The sequence below is a fragment of the Pleionea sediminis genome, assembly GCF_007570825.1.
In the GTDB taxonomy this organism is placed as follows: Bacteria; Pseudomonadota; Gammaproteobacteria; order Enterobacterales; family Kangiellaceae; genus Pleionea; species Pleionea sediminis.
Window position 1 is genome coordinate 39,258 of the sequence record NZ_SUNB01000002.1, and the last position, 15,268, is coordinate 54,525.

The window sequence follows — 15,268 nt, forward strand, 5'->3', positions numbered from 1 at the left end:
TTAAGTGCGTTTGTTAATGAGTCGTTGGCGGCTTATCGATTGAAAGAATCTCAATCTCAAAGGTTACCTCATGCCCCGCCAATGGATGATTAAAATCAACTTTAACCGAATGACCACGGACTTCAGATAATATTCCAGGGACACTTGACCCATTAGGTTGCTCAAAAGAAACGACCGAACCCTCTTTTAGCTCGAGATCCTGAGGAAACTGTTGCACGTCCATAAACTGGACGAGATTTGGATCGGGTTCGCCAAAGGCGTCTTTTGCAGGTAGCGTGAACTTAGTCGTATCACCCACTTTAAGCCCCAATAAATGCTCTTCCATTGCTTCACTTATGGTATCGTTACCAATTTCGATGACCGAAGGTTTACCATTCGCTCGGCTAGAATCAGCAACGCTACCATCTTTGAGGATCAAAGTAATGTGAGCATATATATGACTCTCATTACCGACTCTTTGGTCAATTATTTCTGTCATTTGGATTCTTGATTTCGCTCTTCTGTCTTAATAAAAAATGCGTCGATTAAAAGCATCATTGCTCCGACGAACACGGCAGAGTCGGCAATATTAAACGCCGGCCAATGATACCCATCTTTTGCAACGTACCAATCAATAAAGTCGATAACATAACCATAAGATATACGATCGTATACGTTACCGAGAGCACCGCCCAGTATGAAGCATAACGTAATACTTAACCAGCGGTACTCAGCTTTTAGACGATACAGCCATACTATCAACCCCACACTAACAGCCAAGGCAAATGCCGCTAACGCCCAAACTTGCCAGCCCCCAGCATCCGCTAAAAAACTAAATGCGGCACCGTAATTATGAGCCAGTCGAAAATCAAAGTGTGGCATAACCTCAATAATTTGCCCTTGCCCAAGAGCACCGGTCGCCCAAACTTTAGTCCACTGGTCAATGATAAATACAACAATGGTGATCCAAATCCACCGAAGGCCACTGTTCCATGCCTTGTTCACCATTAAGCAAACTCCCGAGTTTCACCCGACCCATCAACATTTTCAACGCATCGCCCACACAGTAAACTATGGTTACTATTGGAACCAACATCCTCACGTCTGTGCCAGCAACGATCGCATTTTTCATGGACTGATTTACTGATGGTCAACTTCAATCCTTCAAGTTCTGTCGAGTCGCCTTCATCGTTTTGGACAACTTCAGCTTGCGACGTAATTAACACAAATCGAAGTTCATCTTTCAATTTTGATAAAGAATTGAAGTAGGTTTCATTCACATGCAAGGTCACTTCAGCTTCCAGAGAGCCGCCTAAAATTTTATTAACACGCAAAACCTCAATTGATTTATTAACTGCATTTTTTATTGAACGAATATTTTCCCAATCTTGATGAGTCAACTGAGAGTCTTCATAGGCAAACAAACCGTCATACCAAGTTTCAGTAAAAATAGTTTCTTGTGTTTGACCAGGTAAAAATTGCCATGCTTCTTCACTTGTAAACGACAATACAGGGGCCATCCAGCGTATTAACGCCTGAACAATATGATACATTGCGGTTTGACACGAACGATGCGCTAAACTGCCTTTCATCGCGGTGTATTGTCGGTCTTTGATGATATCTAAATAAAAGCCCCCCATATCCATCGCACAGAAATGATGAATTTTTTGGACGACCTGCCAAAAGGTATATTCTTGATACGACTGCTTTAACTCTTCTTGAGTCTGCAATGCACAATCAACGGCCCAACGATCCAAGGGCAGCATCTCTTTTACTGACACACTGTCAGTCTCAGGATTAAAACCGCTAAGGTTTGACAGCAAAAAGCGTGTTGTATTTCGAATACGACGATAAGTATCTGCTGTCCGCTTCAATATTTCATTTGAGACTGCCATTTCTCCTCGATAATCCGTAGAAGCTACCCACAATCGAAGGACATCAGCTCCTAGTTCATTAATCACTTGCTGAGGAGCAACAACATTCCCTTTCGACTTTGACATCTTTTCGCCTTTCTCATCAACGGTAAAACCGTGAGTCAAGACAGCTTTATATGGGGCTCTTTGATTAATTGCGACACCCGTTAAAAGCGAAGACTGGAACCAACCTCGATGTTGATCACTGCCCTCCAAATATATATCTGCCGGTTCTTGCAGCTCTTCTCTGACCGCCAATACACAGGCATGAGTAACTCCAGAATCAAACCAGACATCCAACGTGTCATCGATTTTTACATAGCGATTGTGGTCTTTATCGATAAGTTCTTCGATAGGCATGTCAAACCAGGCTTGAATACCCCTGACTTCAATTTGTTTTGCAGCGCGCTCAACAATATCAAATGTATCCGGGTGTGGTTCTCCAGTTTCTTTATCGACTAATAAACAAAGAGGAACCCCCCAAGTCCTTTGACGAGAAATACACCAGTCCGGTCGCCCTTCGACCATTCCTTCGATACGAGCTTGTCCCCAATCAGGAATCCATTGAACATTCTTAATTTCTTTCATAGCCAATTCACGGAGTCCATTCTTTTCCATGCTGACAAACCATTGAGGTGTCGTACGGAAAATCAGTGGCGTTTTCGTCCGCCAGCAATGAGGATAGCTATGAGTTAATTTTGTGCGATGTACTAATGCTTGTTTCTCGTCGAGAAGTTCACAGACTTTATCTTCAACTTTATAAACATGTTCGCCTGCAACTAACGGAGCATTAGCGCTGTATACACCATCTGCCCCAACATAATTTAACAGCTCAAGATTATACTTTTTGCCCATCGCAAAATCGTCAGCACCATGATCCGGTGCCGTGTGAACTAATCCCGTCCCTGCTTCTGTTGTTACATGTTCCCCCAAAACCAGAGGGACACTTTTTTCATAAAATGGATGACGCACAGAAACAAGCTCAAGTTTATTACCTTTTACTTCTGCAACAATTTCATAAGACTCAATGCCATAACGCGACATGATATTGCCAACCATCTCTTTTGCAAACACCAAAAGTTCATCGCCTTGACCAGCATTCACTTTTACTAGTGCGTAATCAAGATCGGGATGAACTGACACAGCCTGATTCGCAGGCAATGTCCAAGGAGTCGTTGTCCAAATTACAATTGAAGCATTTAATCGCTCAGCATTGTCGTAGCCAAATTTATCCAACAATGTTTGATCGGCTGCAAAACGAACATCGATCGAGGCTGAGGTCTTATCGTGATATTCCACCTCTGCTTCAGCTAAAGCAGAACCACCAACCACACTCCAATAAACAGGCTTAACACCTTTGTGCAGATGACCATTTTTAACGACTTTTGCCAAAGCGCGAACAATGTTTGCTTCGAACTGATAGTTCATAGTTAAGTAAGGATTATCCCACTCACCAAATACTCCCAAACGAATAAAATCTTTCTTCTGGCCGTCGACTTGTTTAGTGGCAAACTCACGACATTTTTCTCGAAATTTATCAAATGGAACTTTGACACCCGCTTTACCAATTTTTGTTTCTACCTTATGTTCGATAGGTAATCCATGGCAATCCCAGCCAGGCACGTAAGGCGCGTCAAAACCACTCAAGCTTCTCGACTTGATAACTATGTCTTTTAATATTTTATTCACAGCATGACCAATATGAATATCGCCGTTTGCGTAGGGCGGGCCATCGTGCAAAATAAATTTTGGACGACCTTTACTCGCTTCACGAATGGTTTTGTAAATATTCTTTTCTTGCCATTGCTTCAACATTTTTGGTTCGCGTTGAGCTAGACTCGCCTTCATCGGGAAGTCTGTTTTTGGTAAGTTAAGCGTCTGCTTATAATCAGCCATAATTTTTTCCAACGTTGACGTTGTTTGGTTAATTTTTTAATGCCTTTTTCGCATTATCAATATCTAATGCAATTTGATGTTTTAATGCTTCGAATGACTCAAACTTTTTTTCTTCTCGAATTTTTTCTAAGAAAAATACTTTTATTTGTTTGCCATAACATAAAGCATCAAAATCGAACACATGCACTTCAAGTCGCGAAGTTGTTTTCTTTAAAGTTGGACGGACACCAACATTTGCTACACCCAAATGCCGCACCTTACTTAATCCTTCTATTTCGACCAGATAAACACCATGTACCGGAGAAACCTTTCGCTTCAACGGAATATTCATTGTTGGGAAACCAATCGTTCGCCCTAATTTATCGCCATGACTTACTCGGCCAGAAATAGAAAACCGGCGCCCCAACAAAGATTCGACCTCACTCAACTCATTTTGCGCCAGCTTGTGTCGAACTAAAGTACTGCTAATCCGCTCAGTGCCTTGTTTAATCGAATCTGTATTTTGTAAACTAAAGTGACCTTCACTGCGATTTTTTAACAATATAAAGTCGCCCCTACGCTGAGCTCCAAACCGAAAATCATCGCCGACAATCAAATGCTTCACACGCAGCTTTTCAATCAAAATATCATCGACAAAATTTTCAGCCGGCATTGAGGCTAACGATTTATCAAACCTTAAGCAAAGTACAAAATCAATGCTTAATGAACGAAATAAATCAAGCTTCTCTCGGAAACAAGTCAGTCTCGCAGGCGCTTTTTCGCCCATAAAATACTCATTCGGATCAGGCTCAAAAACCATAACCACAGAAGGCACTGCTAGCTCTTTTGCCCGCTCGCACGCGGCTTTGAGAATTTGCTGATGCCCGAGATGCACACCATCAAACTTCCCGATCGTGGCGACGCAACCTGAATCGAAACACCTTAGATTGTGTAATCCACGTATTAGTTGCATGATTTAGTCAACGCCCGCCGGTCAAAAGCGCCGGATTATACCCTATTGCCTTCGCTCACAACAGATGCTCAATGGGATTTCAGTTGTGATAGTCGGAATCCGAATAAGTAGAGAACCGCCAGGTACGCCAGAGCACCGAGACCGATTAGCGTTGCCAGTTGGTTTCCTCTCTCAAATAAGCTCATAGAAAACCACACTGATTGCTCTGGATTCAGTAGCAATATAACACCAACCATCGTTGCAACAGCCATCAATGCTCTGGTGAACCAACCGAACCAACGCTTATCCATTGTTAAAACCCCATTCCGCATAAGCCCGATCCACAGTAACAAGGCATTCACGGTCGCCGAAATCGCCGTCGCTGAAGCAAGACCAACATGCCCAAATGGCTTAAAGAGCAACAAATTGAATGCCATATTTACGACCATTGCAACAATACCTATTTTCACCGGAGTTTTAGTGTCCTGACGAGAGAAGTAACCCGTTGCTAACACCTTAATCACCATAAAGCTCAACAAGCCACAAACATAAGCTTTTAAACTCAACGAGGACTGCACCGCACTCTCTATCGAAAACTCTCCATGTTGAAACACTGCCAACATAACGGGCTCTGCCAAAACAAATAATCCTACTGCAGCTGGCAATCCAATCAAAAAGACGGTATGCAGAGCCCAATTAAGTAGACGGTTGGCATCATCACTGTTACTGGACGAATGACTTCTCGACAAACTGGGGAGAACAACAGTAGCAATAGCAATACCAAAAATACCTAATGGAAACTCTAACATTCTGTCAGAGTAATAAAGCCAGGTAATGCTCCCTGTCACCAGGAAAGAAGCAATGATGGTATCGAGCAATAAGTTAATTTGTGAAACCGACACGCCAAACATCGCGGGAGCCATCAATTTTAAAATTCGCCTGACGCCGGAATCTCTCCATCCCCAGGTCGGTTTCACCAGATAACCTTGATGCCACAAGAAAGGTAAATGAAGTAATAATTGTAAAATACCGGCAATAAAGATTGCCCACGCCAAGGCCTCGACAGGCTCTGCAAGCATCGGTGAGACCCAAATTGCCGCGAATATAATGCACAAATTTAATAACACCGGAGCAAACGCAGGAACAGCAAAACGCCCTAAGCTGTTCAAAATACTTCCAGCAAAAGCCGTTAAACTAATAAAGAAAAGATAAGGAAAAGTGATTTTTAATAAATCAGAAACCAACAAATACTTATACGTTTCTCCTTTTTGCACAAAGCCCATTCCAAACAAGCCACCTAATACAGGAGAACCAATCACTCCCAAAATAGTGACAACAAAAAGCACGCCACCTAGCGTCCCTGATACTCGACTTACCAAGTGCAAAACCGCCTGCTTGTCTTTTAAAGTTTGATATTCCGATAGCACTGGAACAAAAGCTTGAGAAAAAGCACCTTCGGCAAAGAGTCGACGTAAAAAGTTAGGGATTTTTTGCGCGACAAAAAAAACATCCGTTGCGGCCTGAGCTCCAAGGATATTCGCAATAACAACATCTCGAACCAATCCGAGAACTCGAGAAATAAGAGTCATTGCGCTAACAACAATACCCGATTTTAATAAATTTGTTTTTTTCAAGAACAAGCCCTAAATGTCATCCATAAAAAAGCCCCTGATAATATCAGAGGCTTTTAACTTGCTGAATCAGAAAAGTGATTACTGAGGTCTTCTCACTTTCGCTTCAATCACCGCCTCAACTCGTCGATTCTTAGCTCGACCTGTTTGCGTTGAGTTATCAGCAATCGGATTCGACTCACCGAATCCTCGAGAATTAACGCGATTTGCCGCAATACCGTAAGTGTTCACTAGCTCATTCGCTACTGATTTAGCTCGCTTGTCCGATAACCACTGATTGTATGATGCCTTACCAACGCTATCAGTATGACCTTCAATCGTCACAGAAGTGTCGGGATATTCCGTCATAAACTTAGCTAATTTCGCAATATCTGATTTAAACTCAGCCTGTAACTCACTGCTGTTCGTTTTAAACTTAACGTTCAATGTTTGACGAACGGTTTCTTCAAGAACCAGGCGGCAACCTCTCGAGTCAACTTTGGCGCCTGTTGGAGTTGCAGCGCACGAGTCTTTAGAATTAACGATTCCATCGCCATCGCTATCGAGCTCACAACCTTGTGGATCCACGACCACGCCTTGAGCTGTCTCAGGGCATTGGTCATTCGCGTCGAAAACACCATCTCTGTCAGAATCTTTTTTCGTGTTTCTTTCAACGACAGGCGCTTGAACGGGCTTAGGCTTGGCAACAACCGGCTTAGGATCTGAACCGCCAAAGTTCATAGTAAGACCTAATAAAAGCTGCGTATCCAGTCGCTTGGTCGTCTCATCTCGAATAACCCCAATCTCTCCGCGCCAACTCCAAAAATCAGAAAGGCCATCTTCAAAGCCTAAACCAAAACGATACACATCAGACTCTTCCCAGCCTCCGCCAGAAAATTCATCTTCAAACTCATATCGGCCGATACCTGCTCGTATATAGGCACCACCCGTTCTATCTGGATTAACGTAATACATGTAATCGATAGACGTCATTACTAAGTCTTCGTCACCAAATCCAATAGCATCGTCTGGATTGAGCTTGGTATAGCTGAGTTGAAAAGCGGAATGGTCGGTGAACATAAAACCCAATTCAGCAGCTATAGCATCGCTCTCATCGAGCGAATTACTAAGAATTGGCGAGTTATCTTCGTTACTACTATGAAAGTCTTGTACTCCACCCAGAATAGAAAAATACACATCACGATCTACTTTAGCGTCTTCGGCAAAACCAGATAGGCTTCCAGCCACCAACGCCACACCGAGCAATTTATTCTTCATTATTTCCTCCAGCTTTCCCAGCAAAGTCGTTAATTTTTGGTAATTTTTACTCATCTTACCACCAACCAGACCCGGAGAGCTACGAATCGGCATCTCTATTACAGAATATGTGAGCAACATCAAAAACATTCTTGACAAAAAAGGCTCAAAAAGGTATCGTTCGCGACCTTAAAATTCTGGTTCGCAAACGATTTGCAGGAGTAAAACCTTGGCTAACATTAAATCCGCCAAAAAAAGAGCGCGTCAAGCTGAAGTACGTCGTAAGCACAACGCTAGTCGTCGTTCTATGATGCGCACTCAATTGAAAAACGCAATTGCTGCAATCAGCGGCGGTGATAAAGAAGCCGCTCACGCTGCAGTCACTAAAGTTGCTGGTGTTTTAGACAAAATGGCAAATAAAGGTCTAATACACAAAAATAAAGCTTCTCGACATAAAAGCCGTTTAATGGCTAAAGTTAAAGCTTTATAAGATATCTTTTAGATTCATAAAAAAACCGGCAAATGCCGGTTTTTTTATATCTGAGCAAAAAAGCTAAAACTGAAAATTAGCTTAATTGATATCTTTCTCAGGTGCGTAAGGCTGCAATTCCTCTTCGTTGTCAACCTGATCTAAAGCCTCACTTTTTCCGCGCTTCGCCTCAACATGTTCCAATATAGCCCAGACAAGAGCATCAGTACCCTCTCCAGATAGAGCAGAAATTTCAAATACTGGGCCTTGCCAATTTACAGCCTTTAAAAACTCACTTACTTTAGAGGATTGCTCCTCTGTTAATAGATCAATTTTATTCAAAATTAACCATCTTGGTTTATCCGCTAGTTCAGGCTCACTCGACTCCGCAAATTTAGCGACTTCGGACTCAATCGCCTGAAAGTTTTCAACCGGATCGGATTCATCAAACGGGAGCAAATCAACGATATGAAGCAATAATTCTGTTCGTGCCAAATGCTTCAAGAATTTAACACCCAATCCAGCCCCGTCGGACGCTCCTTCGATAACACCGGGAATATCCGCAATAACAAAACTCCGATGAGCCTCTGGACGCACAACTCCTAAATTTGGAATTAAAGTCGTAAATGGATAATCAGCCACTTTAGGCTTTGCCGCGGAAACCTGACGGATAAAAGTCGACTTACCGGCATTTGGCAATCCTAACAGCCCAACATCCGCCAAAACTTTAAGCTCCATCTTAAGTTCTCGTCGTTCACCTGCCGACCCCGGAGTGGTCTGGCGAGGCGCTCTATTAACGCTGCTTTTAAAGCGCGTATTACCTAGACCATGCCAACCACCTTTCGCAACTAATAACTTTTGACCTGGTTCACTCATATCACCGATGACCTCATCGGTATTCGCATCAACGACAATCGTTCCGACAGGTACTTTTAATACTCGATCAGCTCCTTTGGCGCCCGTGCAATTACCACCACGACCATTTTCACCGCGTTCTGCAGCATAAAAGCGTTCGTATCGATAGTCTGCCAGCGTATTTAATTCAGCATCAGCAAGTAAATAAACGCTACCGCCGTCACCGCCATCACCACCGTCAGGCCCACCTTTCGGTATATATTTTTCGCGCCGAAAGCTGCAACAGCCGTTACCGCCATCACCCGCTGCAATCTTTATGGACACCTCATCAACGAACTTCATGATTTCTATTTACTCTTAAAAATTTGGTGACTTGCAATAAAAAAGCCCCGCTAGATGCGAGGCTTTATTATACGACACCAATAGGTCTTATGCAGGAATGACGCTTACTGTGCGACGATTTGATTTGCCTGCAACTTTAAATTCAATTTGGCCGTCTACTTTCGCAAATAAAGTGTGGTCTCTTCCCATACCTACGTTTGTACCAGCATGAAACTGAGTGCCACGTTGACGAACAAGAATACTTCCAGCAGAAACGGTTTCGCCACCAAAGCGTTTCACACCAAGACGTTTCGACTCTGAATCGCGACCGTTACGGGTACTACCACCAGCTTTTTTATGAGCCATGAGATATCTCCTACTTTAATTAACCGTTAATACCAGTGATTTTCACTTCAGTGAACCACTGACGATGCCCCATTCGCTTCATATGGTGCTTACGACGTTTGAACTTGATGATGTTGACTTTCTTGCCACGACCGTGAGCAACAACCTCGGCGGTCACTTTCGCACCATCAACATAAGGCGCGCCAACTTTAACGTCAGAACCGCTGCCAACCATCAAAACTTTATCAAAATCAATAGAAGCACCTGTTTCAGCCACAAGTTTCTCTAACTTGATCGTTTGGCCTTCTTTTACTCGGTGCTGCTTACCACCACTTTGAATAACCGCGTACATCGTATACGTCTCCAATGTTACCCCAGATATGATTAAAACTTCTAAAACCAGCCTGCGGGAAATTAATTTTTAAGAGAGCCACTCGAAGGAGACTCTCATGAAGGGCGCGAATTTTACGCTAATCCCTCTCCTCACGCAACCCTAAAGCAATCTAAACGGATTGAATTCCCGGGATTTTTTGACCTCTTTATTGCGAAGATCTGAAAATACGCTTGACCATTGATGGCCATGCTCATAGCATGCGAAGCCAATCGCATGCCTGATAATAGCAAAAATTAAAAATCTGATGTCGAACAATACGCCTACATTTGAGTCAATAAAAGCTCTGCTCAAAGATGATATAAATGCAACAAACTTGTTAATAATGAATGAGTTAGAGTCAGATGTTGCATTAATCAACCAACTTGGGTTCTACATCGTCAACAGCGGCGGAAAACGCCTGCGTCCACTGCTGGTATTGTTGGCTTCTCGGGCTCTTGGATATTCGGGCAAATCGCATCACATTCTGGCGGCAATCATCGAATTCATTCATACCGCAACACTATTGCATGATGACGTTGTCGATGCGTCCGATTTACGCCGTGGTAAGGAAACAGCCAATGCCCTTTTCGGCAATGAAGCCAGTGTCCTCACAGGTGACTTTTTATACTCTCGAGCTTTCCAAATGATGGTTCGTGTTGACTCAATGTCAGTTATGAATCTTTTGGCAGATACCACCAATCTAATCGCAGAAGGTGAAGTACTGCAGCTGATGAACTGCAATAAACCTGACATTACTGAAGATGATTACTACGAAGTTATCCGGAGAAAAACAGCAATTTTGTTCGCGGCAGCCTGCGAGTTAGCAGCTATTGCATCAGGCAATGATTCCGCGCGATCAGCAATGCATAATTACGGTCTAAATTTAGGGATGGCCTTCCAAGTGATAGATGACATGCTCGATTATGTATCGAGTGCCAGTGAAATGGGTAAAAACGTGGGTGACGATCTCACAGAAGGAAAACCTACCCTTCCTGTTATGTATGCAATGAAACACGGCACACCCGAACAAGCCAAGGCAATTCGTCATGCTATTGAACAAGGAGACGCTTCTCAGCTTCCTGTTATTTTAGAAGCGATCGAACACACCGGAGCAATCGAGTATTGCCAAAAGCAGGCTGAATACTTTTCTCAATGCGCGATCGATAACCTGACGTCTCTCTCTGATTCAGCCTATAAACAAGCTATGATCAATTTAACTCATCTTGCTCTCGCAAGAAAACATTAATTGGATTGCCTTCGTCCTATGTGAATAGTCGCAAATCAAATGAAGGAAAAGCTCGTTTCACTGAAAAGAATGCGCCATCGTATTCTCAATACCGCCTTCCCAATTTACCGCATTTAGATTGAACAAATCATGAACATGAGGCTCATTTACTGATCTTCAAGATTCTTTGAAAGCCAGTAACGAGCAGCCTTTCGAGTGAATTTTAATCAATTTTCGTAAAACAATATCGTCTTATCACTAAATCGTGAAATCTATTCACTGGTCGGAATATTCAACTCAAGCAAAATATGTTACAACGTGCTCATCGATACTGGTAAATTCAGTAACTTCAAATGTTTGCGATATCCATTTAGGTTGTTTCAAATCGTCAAGATGAATCGCAAGCCAACTGAAAACAATAATAAGATTGGATAAAAGGAAGAAGCGACGCGTGAAACCTACAGACATCCAAAACCCCGAATACTTCCACAAAGTGGTTGATTGTCAATATGCCTGTCCGGCCCACACACCCGTTCCCGAATACATTCGTTTGATTGCACGCGGCCGATACTCGGATGCCTACATGATTAATTGGGAATCAAATGTTTTTCCTGGCGTTTTAGGAAGAACTTGCGATCGACCTTGCGAACCCGCTTGCCGTCGTGGAAGAGTGGACGAAGAGCCCGTTGCAATTTGTCGTTTAAAACGTGTTGCAGCGGACTTTAAAGACGATATAAAAGATCGAATGCCAGAAATCCCGAGCCAAAAGAACGGTAAAAAAGTTGCGCTTATTGGCGGCGGCCCTGCTTCACTTACTGTTGCTAGAGACCTTGCTCCACTCGGTTACGAATTGGACTTATACGATGCGCAAAGAAAAGGCGGCGGATTTATGCGCAGTCAAATTCCATCATTTCGATTACCAGAAAAAGTACTCGACGAAGAAGTTAATTACATTTTAGAAATGGGCATCTCTGCTCATTTCGATCAATACATTTCAAGTTTAAAGGAAATCCTCGAGAAAGATTACGATGCTGTATTTGTTGGCACTGGAGCTCCCCGAGGACGCGATTTGAAAAAATTACCGGGACGTGAAGAAGGTGATGCCAACATTCACGTTGGTATCGAATGGTTAGCCAATGTTGCTTTCGAGCATACAAAAACAATTGGTGAAAAAGTTTTGGTACTGGGTGGTGGTAATACTGCAATGGATTGCTGTCGAACATCAAAAAGAATCGGCGGTAAAGATGTTCGGGTCGTTGTCCGAAGTCCTAAAAGTGATATGAAAGCATCGCCCTGGGAAATAGAAGACGCCGAGCACGAAGACATTCCTATTTACGAAAATCATTCACCGAAAGAATTCGTTACCAAAAATGGTAAATTAGTCGGTATGAATTTCGAAATTGTCGAAGCTGTTTACGACGACAATGGTAAACGATCCTTAAAGCCCACTGGAGAAGTTGTCTTTATGGAGTGCGACGATGTTCTAATGGCTATCGGACAAGAAAATGCTTTTCCTTGGATAGAGAGAGACATAGGCCTTGAGTTCGGTGAGTGGGACATGCCCGTTGTCGATGAAAAAACCTTTCAATCAACCAATCCAAAAGTATTTTTTGGCGGTGATGCAGCATTTGGACCTGAAAACATTATTACTGCCGTTGCCCATGGCCATCAAGCAGCCATTTCCATCGATTTATTTTTAAATGGCAAAAATGTTCATGATCGCCTTGAGCCAGGCACTACCTTATTTACTCAGAAAATGGGATTCCACGAGTGGACCTACGACAATGCAATCTCTGACGATGATCGATTCATTGTTCCTCTAGCTGAAAAAACAAAAGCCTTGAGCGACCGAAAACTCGAAGTCGAACTTGGGTTTGATTTAAAACAGGCTTACGATGAGGCCGAGCGTTGTTTAAATTGTGACATTCAAACTGTTTTTACCGAAAGCAAATGCATTGAATGTGATGCTTGTGTCGATATCTGCCCGACCGACTGTATCAACTTTATCAGCAATGGTGATGAAGACGATTTACGCAGTCGACTTAAAGCACCTGCCGACAACAAAACTCAAGATCTTTATGTCTCAGATGATTTAAAAACGGGACGAGTTATGGTGAAAGATGAAAACGTATGCTTACATTGCGGTTTGTGCTCAGAGCGCTGCCCAACATCAGCATGGGACATGCAAAAGTTTTTATACTCAGTAACTAAAGCCGGAAAAGGAACGAAAGAAGAGGCGGAATTAGAATGCACAAAATAAAAGCAACCAATGACTTCGTTATTAAATTTGCGAATATCAATGGCACCGGCTCGGCAAGCGCGAACAATATGTTTGCAAAGTCAATATTTCGTTCGGGATTACAAGTAACACCGAAAAATATTTTTCCTTCGAATATTCAAGGTTTGCCCACTTGGTACGAAGTTAGAGTCAACGATAAAGGCTATCTTGGTCGTCGTGGTGGCGTCGACTTCATGGTTGCCACCAATGGGCAAACCATGAAGCAAGATTTTGAAGAAGTGCTACCGGGCGGCTATTTTCTTTACGACAATAGCAAACCTCTGCCTCCATCTTATCAAAGAGACGATTTGAATCTTATCGGAATTCCTTTAACGGATATTTGCAATAAAGAGTATTCCGATCCTCGCCAACGCCAACTATTTAAAAATATTGTTTACGTTGGTGCACTCTCTTATCTATTGGATATTGAGTTCGATATATTTCAGCAGCTCGTGCAAGATCAATTTAAAGGAAAAGAAAAATTGATCACTCCCAACATTCATGCTCTGGAATTGGGCTATCGATACGCGAAAGAAAATCATGAAACCACTTGCGAACTTAGTATCGAAGCTAAAGATTTGAATAAAGGAAAAATTCTCGTCGATGGTAATACTGGCACAGCTCTTGGCGCGATTTATGCGGGAGCAACCGTTGCCGGGTGGTATCCGATTACACCATCCACATCAGTAGTCGATGCGTTTGAAAAATACTGCAAGCGTTTAAGAGTTTGCCCCTCGAGCGGACAAAATAACTTTGCCATTATTCAAGCAGAGGACGAACTTTCTGCCATGGGAATGGTTTTGGGTGCTAGCTGGAATGGCGCGCGAGCATTCACCGCAACTTCGGGCCCGGGTTTATCATTAATGTCAGAGTTTTTGGGACTCGCATATTTTGCAGAAATTCCAGGAGTATTAGTTGATGTTCAACGTACCGGACCGTCAACTGGAATGCCCACCCGAACACAACAATCAGATATTCTCCCTGCTGCTTATGCATCTCACGGAGATACAAAACACATCTGCCTTTACCCAGCAAACCCTAATGAATGCTTTAAAATGTCATTCGATGCTTTTGAGTTAACCGAGCAATTACAAACACCGGTTATTATTTTGAGTGATTTAGACTTGGGTATGAATGACAACCTATGCGATGCATTTGATTGGGATGATGCAACACACCTTAACCGCGGTAAAGTGTTGTCAAAAGATGAGCTCGATAACATGCAAGAGCGTTGGGGAAGATATTTGGATTTAGATGACGACGGAATCGGTTATCGTACTATTCCAGGCACTCACCCGACCAAAGGCAGTTACTTTACTCGAGGATCCTCTCACGACGAATACGCAGCTTACACTGAAAGCTCAGAAGCTTATGTCCGTTCTATGAAACGACTCGAAAAAAAGTGGGAAACCGCCAAACAGCTGGTGCCCGCTCCACAATATTTTAAAGCCCAATCCAAAGCCAATATTGGCGCTATTTTTTACGGAACTTCCACAGATGCATCTTTAGAAGCTATCGATTTAACCGCTGAAAAAGAAATTGCGATTAACGGTTTAAAAATAAATGCTTTCCCTTTTAGTGACGATGTCAAAAAGTTTATTGATGAGCATGATTTTGTTTTTGTCATTGAGCAAAATCGCGATGGTCAACTAAAAACCTTGTTGGTTAATGAGCTTAATATTAACCCTGCGAATCTTGTTTCAATACTGAACTATGATGGCATGCCCATTACAGCAAACTTTATTTGTCAAGAAATCGATGCCACTCTTGATCGCGCAAAAATTACGCCCCTTCACAAAGCGGAGAGGATCTAAAT

General features: G+C 42.7%; 13 protein-coding genes. 4 read left to right on the forward strand and 9 right to left on the reverse strand.

Going from position 1 to position 15,268, the window contains the following annotated elements:
- Window positions 1–13 precede the first annotated feature (13 nt).
- The 6 genes from fkpB to FAX86_RS10055 all read right to left on the reverse strand — a co-directional run bounded on the left by fkpB (window position 14) and on the right by FAX86_RS10055 (window position 7,661).
- Window positions 14–478 carry an FKBP-type peptidyl-prolyl cis-trans isomerase gene (fkpB, locus tag FAX86_RS10030; RefSeq protein ID WP_144393282.1) on the reverse strand — a complete coding sequence of 155 codons (465 nt, stop codon included), beginning with the start codon at window positions 476–478 and terminating at the stop codon, window positions 14–16.
- A complete protein-coding gene (gene lspA, locus FAX86_RS10035) occupies window positions 475–987 on the reverse strand; it encodes a signal peptidase II (protein ID WP_144393283.1) in 513 nt (170 codons plus the stop codon). Before lspA ends, fkpB begins: the two co-directional genes overlap by 4 nt.
- On the reverse strand, window positions 987–3,788 hold the full coding sequence (ileS, locus tag FAX86_RS10040; RefSeq protein ID WP_144393284.1) for an isoleucine--tRNA ligase: 2,802 nt from the start codon (window positions 3,786–3,788) through the stop codon (window positions 987–989). The genes lspA and ileS overlap by 1 nt, the downstream gene beginning before the upstream one ends.
- A gap of 28 nt (window positions 3,789–3,816) precedes the next feature.
- Window positions 3,817–4,740, reverse strand: a complete 924-nt coding sequence (gene ribF, locus FAX86_RS10045) for a bifunctional riboflavin kinase/FAD synthetase (RefSeq protein ID WP_144393285.1) — start codon at window positions 4,738–4,740, stop codon at window positions 3,817–3,819.
- 68 nt (window positions 4,741–4,808) lie between these two features.
- Window positions 4,809–6,353, reverse strand: coding sequence for a murein biosynthesis integral membrane protein MurJ (gene murJ / locus FAX86_RS10050; RefSeq protein ID WP_246128570.1), 1,545 nt, complete (start codon window positions 6,351–6,353; stop codon window positions 4,809–4,811).
- A gap of 78 nt (window positions 6,354–6,431) precedes the next feature.
- Window positions 6,432–7,661, reverse strand: a complete 1,230-nt coding sequence (locus FAX86_RS10055; RefSeq protein ID WP_164503534.1) for an OmpA family protein — start codon at window positions 7,659–7,661, stop codon at window positions 6,432–6,434.
- Window positions 7,662–7,815: 154 nt separating this feature from the next.
- Between FAX86_RS10055 and rpsT the strand changes: the two genes are divergently transcribed.
- The gene (gene rpsT, locus FAX86_RS10060; RefSeq protein ID WP_144393287.1) at window positions 7,816–8,076 is read left to right on the forward strand and encodes a 30S ribosomal protein S20; all 261 of its coding nucleotides are present in this window, start codon (window positions 7,816–7,818) and stop codon (window positions 8,074–8,076) included.
- A gap of 81 nt (window positions 8,077–8,157) precedes the next feature.
- Here the strand turns inward: rpsT and cgtA are convergent, their stop codons facing one another.
- From cgtA to rplU, 3 genes are all read right to left on the reverse strand, one after another.
- Window positions 8,158–9,252 (reverse strand): Obg family GTPase CgtA, encoded by a 1,095-nt coding sequence (cgtA, locus tag FAX86_RS10065; protein WP_144393288.1) that lies wholly within the window; start codon window positions 9,250–9,252, stop codon window positions 8,158–8,160.
- An 87-nt stretch (window positions 9,253–9,339) separates the two neighbouring features.
- Window positions 9,340–9,597: a 50S ribosomal protein L27 gene (gene rpmA, locus FAX86_RS10070; protein WP_144393289.1), complete on the reverse strand. Its 258-nt coding sequence runs from the start codon at window positions 9,595–9,597 to the stop codon at window positions 9,340–9,342.
- Window positions 9,598–9,616: 19 nt separating this feature from the next.
- On the reverse strand, window positions 9,617–9,928 hold the full coding sequence (rplU, locus tag FAX86_RS10075; RefSeq protein WP_144393290.1) for a 50S ribosomal protein L21: 312 nt from the start codon (window positions 9,926–9,928) through the stop codon (window positions 9,617–9,619).
- Window positions 9,929–10,214: 286 nt separating this feature from the next.
- Here rplU and ispB point away from each other — a divergent pair, with 286 nt between their 5' ends.
- The 3 genes from ispB (at window position 10,215) to FAX86_RS10090 (ending at window position 15,266) form a co-directional block, all read left to right on the forward strand.
- Window positions 10,215–11,195, forward strand: coding sequence for an octaprenyl diphosphate synthase (gene ispB, locus FAX86_RS10080; protein ID WP_144393291.1), 981 nt, complete (start codon window positions 10,215–10,217; stop codon window positions 11,193–11,195).
- A 430-nt stretch (window positions 11,196–11,625) separates the two neighbouring features.
- Window positions 11,626–13,434 (forward strand): FAD-dependent oxidoreductase, encoded by a 1,809-nt coding sequence (locus FAX86_RS10085; RefSeq protein ID WP_144393292.1) that lies wholly within the window; start codon window positions 11,626–11,628, stop codon window positions 13,432–13,434.
- Window positions 13,422–15,266 carry a 2-oxoacid:acceptor oxidoreductase subunit alpha gene (locus tag FAX86_RS10090; RefSeq protein ID WP_144393293.1) on the forward strand — a complete coding sequence of 615 codons (1,845 nt, stop codon included), beginning with the start codon at window positions 13,422–13,424 and terminating at the stop codon, window positions 15,264–15,266. The genes FAX86_RS10085 and FAX86_RS10090 overlap by 13 nt, the downstream gene beginning before the upstream one ends.
- Window positions 15,267–15,268 lie beyond the last annotated feature (2 nt).